This is a genomic window from Pandoraea sp. 64-18 (assembly GCF_001899225.1).
Taxonomy (GTDB): domain Bacteria; phylum Pseudomonadota; class Gammaproteobacteria; order Burkholderiales; family Burkholderiaceae; genus Pandoraea; species Pandoraea cepalis.
In genome coordinates this window covers 63,531-77,817 of record NZ_MKVU01000009.1, presented here as the reverse complement: position 1 = coordinate 77,817, position 14,287 = coordinate 63,531, and the positions used below count along the sequence as shown (strand labels likewise).

Here is a 14,287-nt window from a genome sequence, read left to right as displayed (position 1 = left end):
CACTCATACTGACCTCCTCGGTTGCCATAAATTATGGCTCGAAGATGTCTACGAAAGGCTGGCCGGTCCAGTAAGCGCAAATGAGGCGACCCTTCGGGCGCGTTACGAGGAAATTGGACGGCCCCTCACTTCCGCAGTTCCCTAAAATGTCATTCGGGGCGCGAGCCGTCGAGTGCCAACTGCAATCGCTGCCATTCGCCCTCGGTCGACGGCAGGCCGAGCCGCAGACTCGGCAAGGTCCGCGTTTCCCCTTTCGCCACGGCGATCGGACGTGCCTCGAAGAGACGTGTCCAGATGCCCTGCGCCGCCAACTGGGCGTGCCATCGCGGCGCCATCGCATGCGGTGTCCACGCGAAAAGGGGCGTGCCTTGCGCGGGCCAGCCCCGCCCTCGCAACAGCGCGAGCAGGCGCTCGCCGTCCTTCTCCAAACGCACGCGCGTCGCCGCTTGCCAGGCCGTATCGCGCAGGGCGGTTCGCACCGCGAACCTTGCCGGGCCGCTGACCGTCCACGCGCCAAGTCGCTCGGCCAAGCGCGTCGCCACCCCTTGCGGACAAAGCGCAAAGCCCGCGCGAATGCCCGCCAACCCGAAGAACTTGCCGACCGAGCGCAGCAGGACGAGGCCATCCTCGCCCGCGTGGCATGTCATCGACGCGTAGGGCGACACGTCGGCAAAAGCCTCGTCGACGATCAACATGCCACCGCGCTCAACAAGCAAACCTTGCCATCGGGAGAGGGTCTGGCGTGAAACGCACCGTGTCGTCGGATTGTCGGGATTGACCCACACGAGGTAGTCGACGTCGGGCAAGCCGGCCTCGGGCCCCAGCCATGGCACAAGAGTGTGTCCGGCTTGGGCGAAGGCCGGCGCGTACTCGCTGTAGGTGAGCGAGGCGACGGCGACGCGTCCCGGCGGCAGCAGCGCGGGTAACGCGCGAATGACGGCCTGCGATCCGGCGCACGGCACCACGGCCTGGACAGGCGCGCCGTAGTACTGCGCCGCCACGTCGCGCAGATCGTCGAAGGCATCGGGCAAGTCGCGCCAGACGCTCGCAGGCGGCATCGGCACGGGATAGCCGTTCGGATTGATGCCTGTGGACAGGTCGAGCCAGTCTTCGCGCGGCCGTTGATACCGCACAATGGCTTCGCCGAGATTGCCGCCATGGCGAGGCGCTGGTGACGCGTACAACGCGGGGAATGCCGTCTCGTTCACAACATTCCCGTCGGCACGCTATCGGCCTGTGAGGCCGCGAAAAGCGCCAGCGCGCCGCCGACGATCAGCCACATCCACATCGAGCGAGAGATGAGCCGCCACGCGGCCTCGATGTGCTGCGGCGACGGCGTCATGCCACAACCCAGCGCCGGACGTGCTTCCCACTCGCCGTGATAGCGGGCGGGGCCGCCCAATTGGACACCGAGACTGCCGGCACCAGCGGCCATCACCGGCCCGGCGTTCGGGCTGGACCAGGCGCTCGCCTGCGTGCGCCAGCAGTCGATGGCCCGGGCGACGTCGCCGAAGATGGCGTAGCTCGCAGCGGTCAGCCGCGCGGGAATCCAGTTGAGGGCGTCGTCGATGCGAGCGGCCGGCCGGCCGAAGTACAGAAACTTGTCGGTGCGATAGCCCCACATGGCGTCGAGCGTGTTCGCGAGTCGGAACAGCACGACGCCGGGCGCACCTGCGATGGCGAACCAGAACAGCGCGCCGAAGATGGCATCGTTGCCGTTCTCCAGCGTTGACTCCACCGCTGCGCGCGCGAGATCGGAGGCACTCGCGTCGTCAGTGTCGCGCGAGACGATGCGAGCGGTGAGCGCGCGCGCTTGCGCCAAGTCGCCGTCGCGCAGTGCCTGGGCGATGGGCATCACATGCTCGCGCAGGCTGCGCGCCCCCAGGGCGGCGTACAACGCGAGCGCCTGCCAGACAATGCCGCCCCAACCGGGCAGGAACGTCAGCGCCCAGGCGATCGCGACGGGCAGTATCAGCATGATCGCCCACGCCCAGGCGCCGCGCACCATGGCGCTGAACGGCTTGTCCTGGATGCCGGGCGCGTTGAGCCAGGCTTCGACGCCGTTGGCGATGTAGCCGAACCCGGCCAGCGGATGCCACCGGCGCGGCTCGCCGAGCCAGGCGTCGAGCAGTACGCCGATCAGGGCGGCGAGCCAGAGCGATTCGGGGGCGATGGCAGTGAGCATTGGCGATTATCCTTTGACGGTCATCGGCAATCCGGCGACGACAAAACGCACTTGCGGGGCGCGTGCCGCGACACGCTGGTTCAGACGGCCCAGCTCATCGACGTAGCGGCGCGTCAGCGAGCCCATCGGAATCACGCCGAGTCCGATTTCGTTGCTGACGACAACGATCTTGCCGGGCAGCGATTCCAGCGTCCGGTCGAACGATTCGACGACACCGTGCCACTGCGTATCGCTGGCGGGCCCGTCGGGATGATCGTCGGGCGGGCAGAGCCAACCGGCCAGCCACAGCGGCAGACAGTCGACCAGTACGCAATGGCCGTCACGGGCGACGTCGCGCAGTGTTCCCGTGAGATCGCGTCCGACTTCCACGGTGCGCCAGTGCGCCGGACGGCTGGCGCGATGGTGGGCGATGCGCGCGCGCATCTCGGGCTCGTCGCTTACCGCGGCGGTAGCGACGTAGGTGACCGGCAGGCCGCTTTGTCCGGCGAGACGTTCGGCGAACGCACTCTTGCCGGAGCGCGCGCCACCCAGCACGAAAGTCAGGTCGAGGGCACTCATGGGCAATATTGTACGAGCGGCCGATGCGATAATTCGCGTCATGAGTGAATTCCCTGTCAATTTCGCGGCGCCCGCACGCGCCTATCGGGGCACCCTGATGATTCAGGGCACGTCGTCCGATGCCGGCAAGAGCACTTTGGTCGCCGGTCTGTGCCGTTTGCTCCATCGTGAAGGCGTGCGCGTGGCACCCTTCAAGCCGCAGAACATGGCGCTCAACAGTGCCGTGACGGCCGACGGCGGCGAGATCGGTCGGGCGCAGGCCTTGCAGGCGCAGGCGGCCGGCATCGCGCCGCACACCGACTTCAATCCCGTGCTGCTCAAACCGAGCAGCGACCGCGGCGCGCAGGTCATCATCGGCGGCAAGGTCATGGCCGATCTGGATGCGCGTGCGTATCACGAGTACAAGCCCCGTGCGATGGCCGCCGTGCTGGCCGCTTACCAGCGCTTGCGCACCGGCTACGATGCGGTGCTCGTCGAAGGGGCCGGCAGTCCGGCCGAAGTGAACGTGCGCGCGCGCGACATCGCGAACATGGGCTTCGCCGAGGCGGTCGACGCGCCAGTGTTGCTCGTCGCCGATATCGACCGGGGCGGTGTGTTCGCGCAATTGCTCGGCACGCTCGCGTGTCTGTCCGAGAGCGAGCGTGCACGCATCAAGGGTTTCGTCATCAACCGGTTTCGAGGCGATCCGTCGCTGTTGACCAGTGGCCTCGATTGGTTGGAGGCGCGCACCGGCATCCCGGTGCTGGGCGTGTTGCCCTATCTTCACGCCCTGCACCTGGATGGCGAAGACATGCTGCCCGACGAGCGCCACTCGGCCGCGCGCAGCGAGACGCGCCTGCGCGTCGCGGTACCCGCTTTGCCACGCATCAGCAATCACACCGACTTCGACGCCTTGCGGGCGCACCCGCAGGTCGATTTCCGCTATGTCGGTGCGGGCGAGTCGTGGCCCGACAGCGATCTCGTGATTCTGCCCGGCAGCAAGCATGTGCGTGCCGATCTGGCATGGCTGCGGGGGCAGGGTTGGGCGCCGGCCATCGCACGGCATCTGCGCTACGGCGGCAAGGTGCTAGGTATCTGCGGGGGCTTGCAGATGCTCGGGACGTCGATTCACGATCCGCTCGGGCTGGAAGGCGAGGCGGGGACGACCGCCGGGCTCGGATGGCTCGACCTCGAGACCACGATGCAGCCGCAAAAGCAGCTCCGTGTCGTGACGGGACACCTGAGCGTCGGCGATGCCCCCGTGAGCGGCTATGAGATCCACATGGGCGTGACGCACGGGGCGGCGCTCGAGCGGCCGGCTGTCTGGTTGGCGGGCGACGCGAGCCACGCGGCGCAATCGGGTGAAGCGGCCGCCCGCGCCGACGGCGCCCGCTCGGCCGACGATCAGGTGATGGGCACCTACCTGCATGGCCTGTTCGATACGCCACAGTCCCTGCAAGCGCTGCTCACGTGGGCCGGCGCCGGTGATGTCGAAGCGCAGGACTACAACGCGCTACGCGAGGCGTCGCTCGACCGGTTGGCGGATTCGCTGGCGGCGCATCTGGATCTATCGCGGGTCTGGGCATGTCTGCATGAGTGCACAGCGAAGGTGGACTGACGCGAGGCCGCCATCCCGCCGTTGTAAGATGAACGGCAAATCGACCTAGGGGAGTCTGCAATGCCGGTGATTGTGGTGGCGAATCCGAAGGGGGGGGTGGGCAAGAGTACGCTGGCGACGAATCTGGCCGGCTATCTGGCCGCGCAGGGGCATGCGGTGATGCTCGGCGACACGGATCGGCAGCAGTCGTCGCGGGCCTGGTTGGGCTTGCGCCCGCCTGGACTGCGTCCGATCGCCACCTGGGATGTCGATCACAACGATGTCGCCCGTCCACCCAAGGGCACGACCCATGCGGTGCTCGACACCCCCGCGGGTTTGCACGGCAAGCGGCTCGAGTCGATCCTCAAACTCGCCGACTACGTGCTGGTGCCGCTGCAGCCGTCGATCTTCGATATTCTCGCCACACGCGATTTCCTGCAAAAGCTGGGCGAGGAGCGGGCGGTGCGTCAGGGCGATGTGCGTATCGGCGTGGTCGGCATGCGGGTCGATGCCCGCACTCGCGCGGCCGATCAGCTCTCGCGCTACTGCGAGGAGGCCGGCTTGCCGGTGCTCGGCATGCTGCGCAACACGCAGAACTATGTGCAGCTCGCCGCGCACGGCCTCACGCTGTGGGACGTGGCGCCGGGACGCGTTGAGCGCGATCTGCCGCAGTGGGAGGGCATTACGGCCTTCGTCGCGAAGTGATCGTCTGCGCGGCGGTCAATGCGCCGGCGCGACGACAATGACCAAGGGGCCCGCAGGCCCCTTGGTCATTCGACACTTGTCGTAGGCGTTGACGCGCGGCCTTACTTGGCCGCTTGCGCCGCCTCGAAGGCGCGTGTCTCTTCCCACGCTTGCAGCGGCACGTGATCGCGTTCGCCCTTCTGCACGTTCTTCTCGTCGACGAACACCAGCTTGGGCTTGAACCCGGCCAGTACTTCCTTTTCCTCGACCTGTGCGTACGACACGATGATGACGACGTCGCCCAGTTGCGCGCGGCGGGCCGCGGCGCCATTGAGCGAGATCATGCCGCTACCGCGCTCGCCGCGAATGGCATAGGTCGTGAAGCGTTCGCCGTTGTTGACGTTGAAGATGTCGATTTGCTCATTTTCGACAAGGCCCGAGGCTTCGAGCAGATTCTCGTCGATCGCACACGAGCCTTCGTAATGCAATTCGCAATGCGTCACGGTGGCGCGGTGGATCTTCGACTTGAGCATGGTGCGGTACATGGCTTGCCTCTAGTATTACGGTGTCGCGCGAGCGGCGCGACGAAAGATGCGCGTGCAACCGGCACGCGCGGCTTGCGTCGGGAGCACACGGCAACGGTCGTTCGACCGTATGCGGCGTGCCCGGCGCTCAGATTTCGAGATTGTCGATCAGTCGTGTCGCGCCGAGCTTGGCGGCCGCAAGCACCACCAGGCTCTCGGCCGGTGCGGCGCCAGGGGCCGGCACGCGCAGGTTGGCGCGTTGGCGAATCGCCACGTAATCCGGCTTCCAGCCGCGCTCGGTCAGCGTTTGCATGGCTGCGGCTTCGAGCGCCGCATAGTCGGTTTTGCCCCCGTTGACGTCGTCGCGGACCTGGCCCAGCAGACGATAGAGCTGCGGCGCTTCCGCTCGCTCGGCGTCCGACAGGTAGCGGTTGCGCGAGGACAGCGCCAGGCCGTCGTCGGCACGCACGGTCTCGGCGGCGATGATTTCGATGGGCAGCGCGAACTGACGACACATGCTGCGCACGATCATCAGTTGCTGGTAATCTTTCTTGCCGAACACGGCCACGCGCGGCTGCACGCACGAGAAGAGCTTGGTGACGACCGTACACACGCCCTTGAAGAAGCCCGGGCGGAACTCGCCTTCGAGAATGTCGCCCAGATCGTGCGGCGGCTCGACGCGGTATTCCTGCGGCTCCGGATACATCTCCCTTTCGTCCGGCGAGAACAGCACGTAGACGTTCTCGCGCGTGAGCTTCTCGACGTCGTCCGCCATGGTGCGGGGATACTTGTCGAAGTCTTCGTTCGGTCCGAATTGCAGGCGGTTCACGAAGATGCTGGCAACGACCGGGTCGCCGTGCTGGCGCGCCAGCCGCATGAGCGACAGATGCCCGTCATGCAGATTGCCCATCGTGGGCACGAAGGCGACGCGATTCTGTCCGCGCAGTTGGTCGCGCAGTTCATGAATCGAAGGGATGACTTTCATTGAGGTTCCGTGCGTGGCGTACGTGTGTGTTACGTCCAGGCGTGGCGCGTGCCTTGTCTGGCAAGGGCGTGGCCGCCAAAACGTCCGGGCGATTGTAGAGGAAATCTCAATGGGCGTGCGCAAAACCGCGCTGGCATGGCGGACTCGCGCCGCCCCGAGTTTTCCTGGGCGCTTCGTTGGGCGCTCAGTTGGGCGAGTAGGTCAGGCGGACATAGATCGGCGCAAACGGCTCGGCCTGGGTGATCTCCAGCAACGACTCGCGCGAGAGTTCGAGCATGGCGATGAAGTTGACCACCACGACCGGCACGCCGCGCGTGACGTCGAACAGTTCGGTGAACTCCATGAAGCGTGCGCCTTGCAAGCGTCGCAGAATCTGGCTCATGTGCTCGCGCACGGACAACTCTTCACGCGAGATCTTGTGATGCTGCACGAGCTTGGCCCGGCGCAGCACTTCGGCCCACGCGGCGCGCAGGTCCTCGGCGTCGACATCGGGGAAGCGCGGCTGCAGGCTTTGCTCGATATAGACCTGCGAGCGCAGAAAGTCGCGGCCGAGCACCGGCAGCGTGTCAAGCTTCTGCGCGGCGAGCTTCATCTGTTCATACTCGAGCAGCCTGCGCACGAGTTCCGCGCGCGGGTCCTCGGCGTCTTCACCGGTGTCGGCCTTCTTGACCGGCAGCAGCATGCGCGACTTGATCTCGATGAGCATCGCGGCCATGAGCAGATACTCGGACGCGAGCTCGAGATTGGTCCGGCGGATCTGATCGACGTAGAGCAGGTACTGCTTCGTGACCTGCGCCATCGGGATGTCGAGCACGTTGAAGTTCTGCTTGCGGATCAGATACAGCAGCAAGTCGAGCGGGCCTTCGAAAGCTTCGAGGAAGATCTCGAGCGCGTCCGGCGGGATATACAGATCGTTCGGCAGGGCGAAGAGCGGCTCGCCATACAGGCGCGCACGCGCCACGCCGTCAACCGTGTCGGGCGTGGAGTCCTGTCCGCTGTGCGGCGCGGGCAGCTCCGTCGTCGCGCTGCCGGCCGGGCGCGGCTGGGGCGATGCTGGCCCCGGCGCGTCCGGGGCTTCCGGTTGGTCCGAGATCTCCGGTGTGTACGATGCCTCTGACGCCGTCGCATCGACGTGCGCCGACGCGGGCGCGACGTCGGGGATCGGCTCGGGCGTGTGCGACGGATCGTCGGGCGGACTCGGATTCAAGACGGGACTCGGCCGGGGAGCGGCGACTTACTCGCCCTGATAGACGTAGGGCTGCTGGGCCACGCGCGACTGCTGGGCCTGGCGGCGCTCATCCAAATCGATCGGCTGCTTGTCCCACAGCAGGGCGCGACCTTGACGTTGTTCGGCTTCCAGCGTCGGCTTCTCGGTCTTCAGTTGCTTGATGAATTGGGTGATGTCGGATTCGTACATGGTCGATTGCTCGAAAAATAGGCAGCAGCGGCGCCATCGGGGCGGCGCCAATCGACGCAGATTCTACCGCAAACCCGTCCCTGGCCCACCGTTTTGGCTGTTTTGGGCCAAGCGGGTGAACGGGCGGAAGGGTTATGGTCAAATACGTCCCATATACGCCTTACGTGCGCATCGCCCGCGCCAATGCTGTGCCATGCTTGCACCCAGGGTGCGATTAAGCGCCATTGACCGCATGCCGCACGACCGGTGGCAACATTCAACACGCCAAGGAAGGTTTTGACCGTCTCGCAGATCCCACCCGGTGACGATGTTTGCCGTCGCCCAGTCGTGCCCCCTTTGCGCACGCTACCGGCCATGCTGATCACGCTGGCCGGCTTGATATTGGGCCTGGGAATGCCCGGTGCGGCGCAAGCCGACTATCGCGTTCGTGTCGACGCCCCCAACGGCCTGGCCAAGCTCCTGACGGACAACCTCGATCTCGTGCGCTACGCCGCGCGTGACGACATTGGCGAGGCCCAGTTCGAACATCTGATCGCGACCGTGGGCGAGCAGGTGCAGGAACTCACGTCGACGGAAGGCTATTTCTCGCCCGTCACGCATGTGGACGTGGCCACCATCAACGGCAAGCGCGACGTTCACGTCGCAGTGGCTTCCGGCCCGCGCACGCATATCAAGAACGTCGATCTCACGTTCACCGGCCCGGTGATCGAGCAAGATCCACAGCGTGTCGCGCAGTTGCGCAATGCCTGGGCGTTGCCGGTGGATGCGCCGTTCCGTCAGGCCGACTGGGACAAGGCCAAGGACGACACCCTGTTCCAACTGGGGCAGAAGCGCTATCACGCGGCGAAAATGGCCTTCGCGCGCGCCGTGGTCGATGCCGATAACGACGCTGCCTCGCTTGTCGCGACGTACGAGAGCGGTCCGCCCTTCACCCTCGGTCCGCTCATCATCTCCGGTACGCGGCGCTATCCGGCGCAGATCATCCGCAACGTCAATCCGCTGTCCGAGGGCGAGCCGTTCGACGCCGAGCGCTTGCGGGAACTGCAGCGTCAGATTCAGGCCACGCCATACTTCTCGAACGTCATCATCTCGGTGACGGAGGACCCGGCGCGTGCCGAAAACGCACCGGTCGAAGTCAAGGTGCGCGAATTCCCCACGCAGCGCGTGCGAAGCGGGGTCGGCTATACGACCGATACCGGCGCGAGCGTCAACGGGCGTTATTCGTACTACAACCTGTTTGGCCGCGCGTGGACGTTCGACACGCAGGCGCGTCTGGAGCAGTATCGACAGGGCGGGTACGCCGAAATCGCCATGCCGCCCGACACCAGCGCGTACACCAACAGCCTTCGCGGATCGTTCGAGCGCACTTATCTGAATGGTCTCGATCAACGCTCGACCCAGATCGGCATCAAGCGCGCCCGCTCGCGCGATCGCTACGACTGGGCCTATACGCTCGACTTTTACCGCGCGGACGAACGTCCCGACGGCGGCCAGCCTTTCCTCAACAAGGCGCTCGTGGCGGCGTTTTCGTGGAACCGTCGCGATGTCGACGATTTGATCTTTCCGCGCAAGGGCAACATTGTGAACACGCAGATCGGCGTCGCGGCGAAGCCGGTCCTCACCGATCAGAGTTTTGGGCGTCTCTATGGCCGTATCCGTCAGTACTTTCCCGTGGGCCAACGTGACATCGTGATCGCGCGCCTGGAGCTTGGCGCCGTGCTCACCAATGGCAACAGCAACCGGATTCCGTCGTCGCTGCTGTTCTTCGCGGGTGGCACGTCGTCGATTCGCGGGTACACGTATCAGAGCATTGGCCGTCAGCAGAACGGCACCACGTTCCCCACGAAGTACCTTGGCACGGCAAGTCTCGAATATCAGCGCTGGGTCACGCGTGACTGGGGCGGGGCCGTGTTTTGGGACGTCGGCACGGCTACCGACGACTATCGCCATCCCACGCCGCTGTATCACGGCGTGGGGGTCGGTGTGCGCTGGCGCAGCCCGGTCGGGCCGGTGAACCTCGATCTGGGCTACGGCGTGCGCAACAAGCAGTTCCGTCCGGCCATCTCGTTAGGGGTGGCTTTCTGATGACGATGCCGCTCGATACCTCACTGCCGCCGCGTCCATCCGAGCCGCCTCCAACGCCCCCATCACCGCCTGCGCATCGCCGGCGATGGGGGCGAGCGCTGGCGGGCGTCGTACTCGCCGTCCTGCTCATTGTCGTGTTGGTCATTGGCGCGCTGCTCTGGGCGATGTCGAGCGAACGCGGCAGCCGCTGGCTGTGGCAGACAGCCGTGTCGACGCTCGGCGGCAAACTCTCGGGGGAATGGCGCAGCGGAAGCCTCGCGCACGGCTTCACCGTGAACGACCTGCGCTATCTCGACGGTGCGACGCGCATCACCGTGAGCCGACTCGAAAGCCGTTGGGACTTGCGCTTGCGCCCGCTGCATTTCACCGTCGACAAGTTGCAGGTGGGGGATGTGGAGATGGCGTTTGCGCCGTCGCCACCGTCGAGCACGCCCGCGACGATGCCGTCGAGCCTGCGTCTGCCGCTAGGCCTCACGCTGAACGACGTGCGTGTGGCGAAGCTCACACTGCATTCGCCTGCGCTGGTGCTGGAAGATGTTCGCGTCGCCGCGCGCAGCGACGGCACGCAACACACGATTCAGGTCGAACATCTCGGCACGCCCTACGGCGACGTGCGGGCGAATGTGCAGTTGAACGGCCGGCGTCCGTTCGCGCTGGGCGGCAACGTCGGCTTGCAAGCGAAGGCGGGCGATATTCCGGTCGCCCTGCAGGCCGACCTGTCCGGCTCGCTCGACGCGCTCGTCGTCGACTTGACGGCGACCGGAAAGACGCTGAACGGTACGGCGCACATTGCCGCGTCGCCGTTCAGCGCCGTGCCGCTCTCGCGCGCGCAGGTGTCGCTCGATCACCTCAATCCGCGCGACTTCGATCCCACGGCGCCGCAGGCAGATCTCGCGGTGCAGGCCGATTTGCGACCGGCGCCGGGGGCCAAAACATTCCGCGTGCTGGGGCCGGTGTCCGTGACGAACGCCAAGCCAGGGGCCATCGATGCCGGCGGGCTGCCGGTCGAAAGCCTGCGCACGCAGGTGCTGCTCGATGCGACGCATCAGGCGCTGACCGATATCGAGCTGAAGCTTGTGGGCGGTGGCCGGCTCACCGGCAGTGGCGAGCTGCGTCGGGAGAGGGGGGGCGTGTCGGTGGCGGCGACAACGGCGCCTGTCGCGTCGGCGGCAAAGGGGGCGAAGGGGGCGAATGCTGCCAGCGCCGCAAAGGCGGCGCCGCCGACGTCGCCGGATGCCGAGGCGACCGTCGGCGGCTTCGCTTTGACGATGCGCGATCTCGATCTGCGCGCGTTGTACCGCAAGCTGCCTGCGACGACGCTCGGCGGGCCGCTCGACATCAAGCTCGACGCCACCGGGCAACAAATCGTCCTCGATTGGCGCGACGCGGCCCGACGTGTGCTGGCCGACATCGGTCTCGATGCTAAGGGCACCACCGTCAACGCGCTCTCGCTGGAGGCCGGCGATCGCAAGGTTGCGGCCACCGGCGTTCTCGAAAACGACGACGCGGGCGCCTATCGGACCCAGATCAAGCTCACGCGCTTCGATCCCGCCGACTGGTACGACCTTTACGGCCCGCAAAAACGGGGTGCCAAGCCACCGGCGGCGAGCGTCACGGGGCAGGTCGATGCGCAGGGGGCGCTGCGTCCGGCGTTCGGACTGGCGCTCAAGTTTGCATTGCAGGACAGCGTCTACGCCGACTTGCCGATGAGCGGGTCGGGCACGGTGAGGCTGGCGGGCACGCGCCTGCTGCCCAGTGACGCCAACCTGCTCGTGGCAGGCAATCAGGTGCAACTGCGCGGCAGCTTCGGCACCGCGGGCGACAAGATGGCGGTGAAGGTCGACGCGCCGTCGCTCGACAAGCTGGGCTTCGGCCTTGCCGGTCGCCTGCAAGTGGACGGGCAGGTGTCGGGCACGATCGAGCGTCCGGTCGTGGTCGCGACGCTCGCGGCCGACAAGCTTGTCTTCGGGGCGCAAAAGCTCCAGCATCTGAGCGGGAAGGTGGACGTCAGCGGCGGCCTGCCGGGCGCGGCGGGCGACCGGCTGAACGTGACGCTCGAGGGCCAGGGCCTGACCAGCGACATCGCGCGGCTCGACCGGCTCTCGCTCGCGCTGGCGGGCACGCGCGGCGCACACACATTGCATCTGAAGGCGGCCGGCAAGCTTCGCGAAGCGCCGCTCGACATGAATCTCGATGCCGCCGGCGCTGTGACCGATACGCGCGGCAAGCCAGGCTGGCGCGGCACGATCCAGACGCTCGAGAACCGGGGCGTGCCGAAGCTCACCCTTGCGTCCCCGTGGCAGGTCCAGGTGAGTGCCGATCGCGTACATCTTGGCGCGGCCAAACTCGTGACGGATGCAGGGACGGCGTTGCTGGCAAACCTCGACTACGGCGATGGGCAACTGAAGACGGCGGGCACCCTCGACACGCTCGACGTCGCGCAGGTGCTGCGCGTCATGCACGCGTTCACGGGCGAGTCGCCGTCGGTCGCCAGCGACCTCGTGCTCGACGGCAAATGGGACGTGCACACCGGTCAGCGTGCCGACGGCTTTGTCGAAGTCGTGCGGCGCAGTGGTGACGTCACGTTGCGCCGCGGCGGGTTGAACGAGAGCGTGAACGTGACGGTGACAGGCGTTCCCGGCCTGACGGCGGAGAAGGGCGGCGTGGGGGCGCGCGTGCCGCTCGGGATCTCGGCGCTGCGCGCGCGCGTCGACCTGGCGGGGCAGACAGCGCACGTCACGCTAAAGGCCGTCTCGTCGCTGGTCGGCACGTTGGACGCCGACATACAGGCGGGCCTGCATGTGCAGGGCGGCATTCCCGAGGTGCAGGACACCGCGCCGCTCGCCGGACGCCTCGCCATTGCCATTCCCGATCTCTCGAATTTCGAGCGTCTGGCCGGGGCGCAATTTGCCTTCAAGGGGCGTGCGAACCTGCAAGTGACGCTCGCGGGCACGGTAGGCAAGCCACGTCCCACCGGCGAGCTGACCGCCGACGATCTGTCGATGCAGATGTTCGACACGGGCGTGCGCGTCAAGAACGGGCGGGTGCGCATTGCGCTCACCCCGACCGAGATCGTGCTGCGCGACGTGGTCGTGACGGGCGGTGGCGGGGGCACGGCGCGGGCGACGGGCAACATCCGGCTCGACACGCCCGAGCCGACGCTTGGCGTTACGCTCACGGCCGACAAGCTGCAATTGTTCGCCGCGCCGGACCGGCAGTTATCCCTTACCGGCGAGGCGAAGGCGATGGGCAGTGGCGACGCGACGGCCGTGACTGGCAAGTTCACCATCGACCGGGCCCGTTTTGCGCTGCCGCCGACCAGCGCGCCGAAGCTTGGCGACGATGTCGTGGTGGTGCGCGGCGGCGCGCAGGCCCGCACCCGGCCGCTCGATGCGAAGGAAGAGGCTGCCCGCATCAGCGCGAAGCCGGCCAGCCGCTTCTCGCCGCACATCAACGTGGACGTGGATCTGGGGCGGGACTTCCGTTTCGTCGGTGCCGGGGCCGACCTGCTGTTGCGCGGCAGCGTGCGCTTGCAGAGTGACCCGCTCACGACGATGCGCGCAACCGGCACCATCACGGTGGCGGAGGGCACGTACGAGGCGTTCGACCGGAAGCTCGCGATCGAGCGCGGTCAGATCAACTTCGTCGGCCCGCTCGACAATCCGGACATCTACATTCAGGCGATGCGCCGCAATCAGGAAGTCGCCGCCGGGGTGCTGGTGACGGGCACGGTGCGCCAGCCGCGTGTGTCGCTCGTCTCCGAGCCGAACGTGTCGGACGAGGAGAAGCTCTCATGGCTGATGTTCGGCCACGGCCCCGATGGCGCGGGGCTCGGCCAGCGTCAGGCGATGGCGGGGGCGGCTACGGCGCTGCTCGGGGCCACGGGCGGCAGACGCATCATCAAGGATCTCGGGATCGACGAGTTCAGCATCGGCACCAGCGATTCGGGCCTGTCGGACGACGAGCAGGTGGTGAAGGTGGGCAAGGCAATCTCGGACAACTTCGCCCTGGGATACGAGCAAAGTCTGACCAGCGCCGCGAGTATCGTGAAGATTACCTGGCAGGTGTCGCGTCGCTGGCAATTGGTGCTGCGCACCGGTTCGCTGTCCGGCTTCGACGTGCTGTTCAACCGTCGCTTCGACTGATCGATGCGGGGACGCCACGGCGCGCCAAATGCGTGGAAAAAATACGGGAAGAGGAGGTGTTGTCGATGACAACGTTGCGCAGTTTCGTTCACCCGGCGCAGGGGCTGCGCCGGGGTCTTCGCTGGGGA

The 14,287-nt window shown here is 66.6% G+C and carries 11 protein-coding genes; 4 read left to right on the top strand and 7 right to left on the bottom strand.

Features of this window, described 5'->3' with window-relative positions:
• Positions 1-149: 149 nt before the first annotated feature.
• The 3 genes from cobD to cobU are packed head-to-tail and all read right to left on the bottom strand — an operon-like array spanning position 150 to position 2,743.
• The gene (cobD, locus tag BGP02_RS07965; protein WP_286798327.1) at positions 150-1,208 is read right to left on the bottom strand and encodes a threonine-phosphate decarboxylase CobD; all 1,059 of its coding nucleotides are present in this window, start codon (positions 1,206-1,208) and stop codon (positions 150-152) included.
• Complete coding sequence (gene cbiB, locus BGP02_RS07960; RefSeq protein ID WP_286798326.1) at positions 1,205-2,185, bottom strand: adenosylcobinamide-phosphate synthase CbiB; 981 nt, start codon at positions 2,183-2,185, stop codon at positions 1,205-1,207. Before cbiB ends, cobD begins: the two co-directional genes overlap by 4 nt.
• A gap of 6 nt (positions 2,186-2,191) precedes the next feature.
• Positions 2,192-2,743, bottom strand: coding sequence for a bifunctional adenosylcobinamide kinase/adenosylcobinamide-phosphate guanylyltransferase (gene cobU, locus BGP02_RS07955; RefSeq protein WP_286798325.1), 552 nt, complete (start codon positions 2,741-2,743; stop codon positions 2,192-2,194).
• 40 nt (positions 2,744-2,783) lie between these two features.
• Between cobU and BGP02_RS07950 the strand changes: the two genes are divergently transcribed.
• Both BGP02_RS07950 and BGP02_RS07945 read left to right on the top strand, forming a co-directional pair.
• Positions 2,784-4,340 (top strand): cobyric acid synthase, encoded by a 1,557-nt coding sequence (locus BGP02_RS07950; protein ID WP_286798324.1) that lies wholly within the window; start codon positions 2,784-2,786, stop codon positions 4,338-4,340.
• 60 nt (positions 4,341-4,400) lie between these two features.
• Positions 4,401-5,024, top strand: a complete 624-nt coding sequence (locus BGP02_RS07945) for a nucleotide-binding protein (RefSeq protein ID WP_017235047.1) — start codon at positions 4,401-4,403, stop codon at positions 5,022-5,024.
• A gap of 101 nt (positions 5,025-5,125) precedes the next feature.
• Here BGP02_RS07945 and panD read toward each other — a convergent pair whose 3' ends face one another.
• The 4 genes from panD to BGP02_RS07925 form a co-directional block, all read right to left on the bottom strand.
• Positions 5,126-5,548, bottom strand: coding sequence for an aspartate 1-decarboxylase (gene panD, locus BGP02_RS07940; protein WP_017235048.1), 423 nt, complete (start codon positions 5,546-5,548; stop codon positions 5,126-5,128).
• 127 nt (positions 5,549-5,675) lie between these two features.
• Positions 5,676-6,512, bottom strand: coding sequence for a pantoate--beta-alanine ligase (panC, locus tag BGP02_RS07935; protein WP_017235049.1), 837 nt, complete (start codon positions 6,510-6,512; stop codon positions 5,676-5,678).
• Positions 6,513-6,696: 184 nt separating this feature from the next.
• On the bottom strand, positions 6,697-7,524 hold the full coding sequence (locus BGP02_RS07930) for a segregation and condensation protein A (protein ID WP_051060282.1): 828 nt from the start codon (positions 7,522-7,524) through the stop codon (positions 6,697-6,699).
• 222 nt (positions 7,525-7,746) lie between these two features.
• On the bottom strand, positions 7,747-7,929 hold the full coding sequence (locus BGP02_RS07925; protein WP_017235051.1) for a DUF3460 family protein: 183 nt from the start codon (positions 7,927-7,929) through the stop codon (positions 7,747-7,749).
• Between the two features lie 354 nt (positions 7,930-8,283).
• On the opposite strand from BGP02_RS07925, the gene BGP02_RS07920 reads away from it, so the two are divergent.
• Both BGP02_RS07920 and BGP02_RS07915 read left to right on the top strand, forming a co-directional pair.
• Positions 8,284-10,014, top strand: a complete 1,731-nt coding sequence (locus tag BGP02_RS07920) for an autotransporter assembly complex protein TamA (protein WP_150564299.1) — start codon at positions 8,284-8,286, stop codon at positions 10,012-10,014.
• Complete coding sequence (locus BGP02_RS07915) at positions 10,014-14,159, top strand: translocation/assembly module TamB domain-containing protein (protein ID WP_286798323.1); 4,146 nt, start codon at positions 10,014-10,016, stop codon at positions 14,157-14,159. The genes BGP02_RS07920 and BGP02_RS07915 overlap by 1 nt, the downstream gene beginning before the upstream one ends.
• Positions 14,160-14,287: the final 128 nt, after the last annotated feature.

Bases quoted from the DNA above. Each gene is read 5' to 3' on its own strand.
- cbiB (WP_286798326.1), bottom strand. From the start codon at position 2,185: ATGCTCACTGCCATCGCCCCCGAATCGCTCTGGCTCGCCGCCCTGATC.
- cobU (WP_286798325.1), bottom strand. From the start codon at position 2,743: ATGAGTGCCCTCGACCTGACTTTCGTGCTGGGTGGCGCGCGCTCCGGC.
- panD (WP_017235048.1), bottom strand. From the start codon at position 5,548: ATGTACCGCACCATGCTCAAGTCGAAGATCCACCGCGCCACCGTGACG.
- BGP02_RS07915 (WP_286798323.1), top strand. From the start codon at position 10,014: ATGACGATGCCGCTCGATACCTCACTGCCGCCGCGTCCATCCGAGCCG.
- BGP02_RS07920 (WP_150564299.1), top strand. From the start codon at position 8,284: ATGCTGATCACGCTGGCCGGCTTGATATTGGGCCTGGGAATGCCCGGT.
- BGP02_RS07945 (WP_017235047.1), top strand. From the start codon at position 4,401: ATGCCGGTGATTGTGGTGGCGAATCCGAAGGGGGGGGTGGGCAAGAGT.
- BGP02_RS07925 (WP_017235051.1), bottom strand. From the start codon at position 7,929: ATGTACGAATCCGACATCACCCAATTCATCAAGCAACTGAAGACCGAG.
- panC (WP_017235049.1), bottom strand. From the start codon at position 6,512: ATGAAAGTCATCCCTTCGATTCATGAACTGCGCGACCAACTGCGCGGA.
- BGP02_RS07950 (WP_286798324.1), top strand. From the start codon at position 2,784: ATGAGTGAATTCCCTGTCAATTTCGCGGCGCCCGCACGCGCCTATCGG.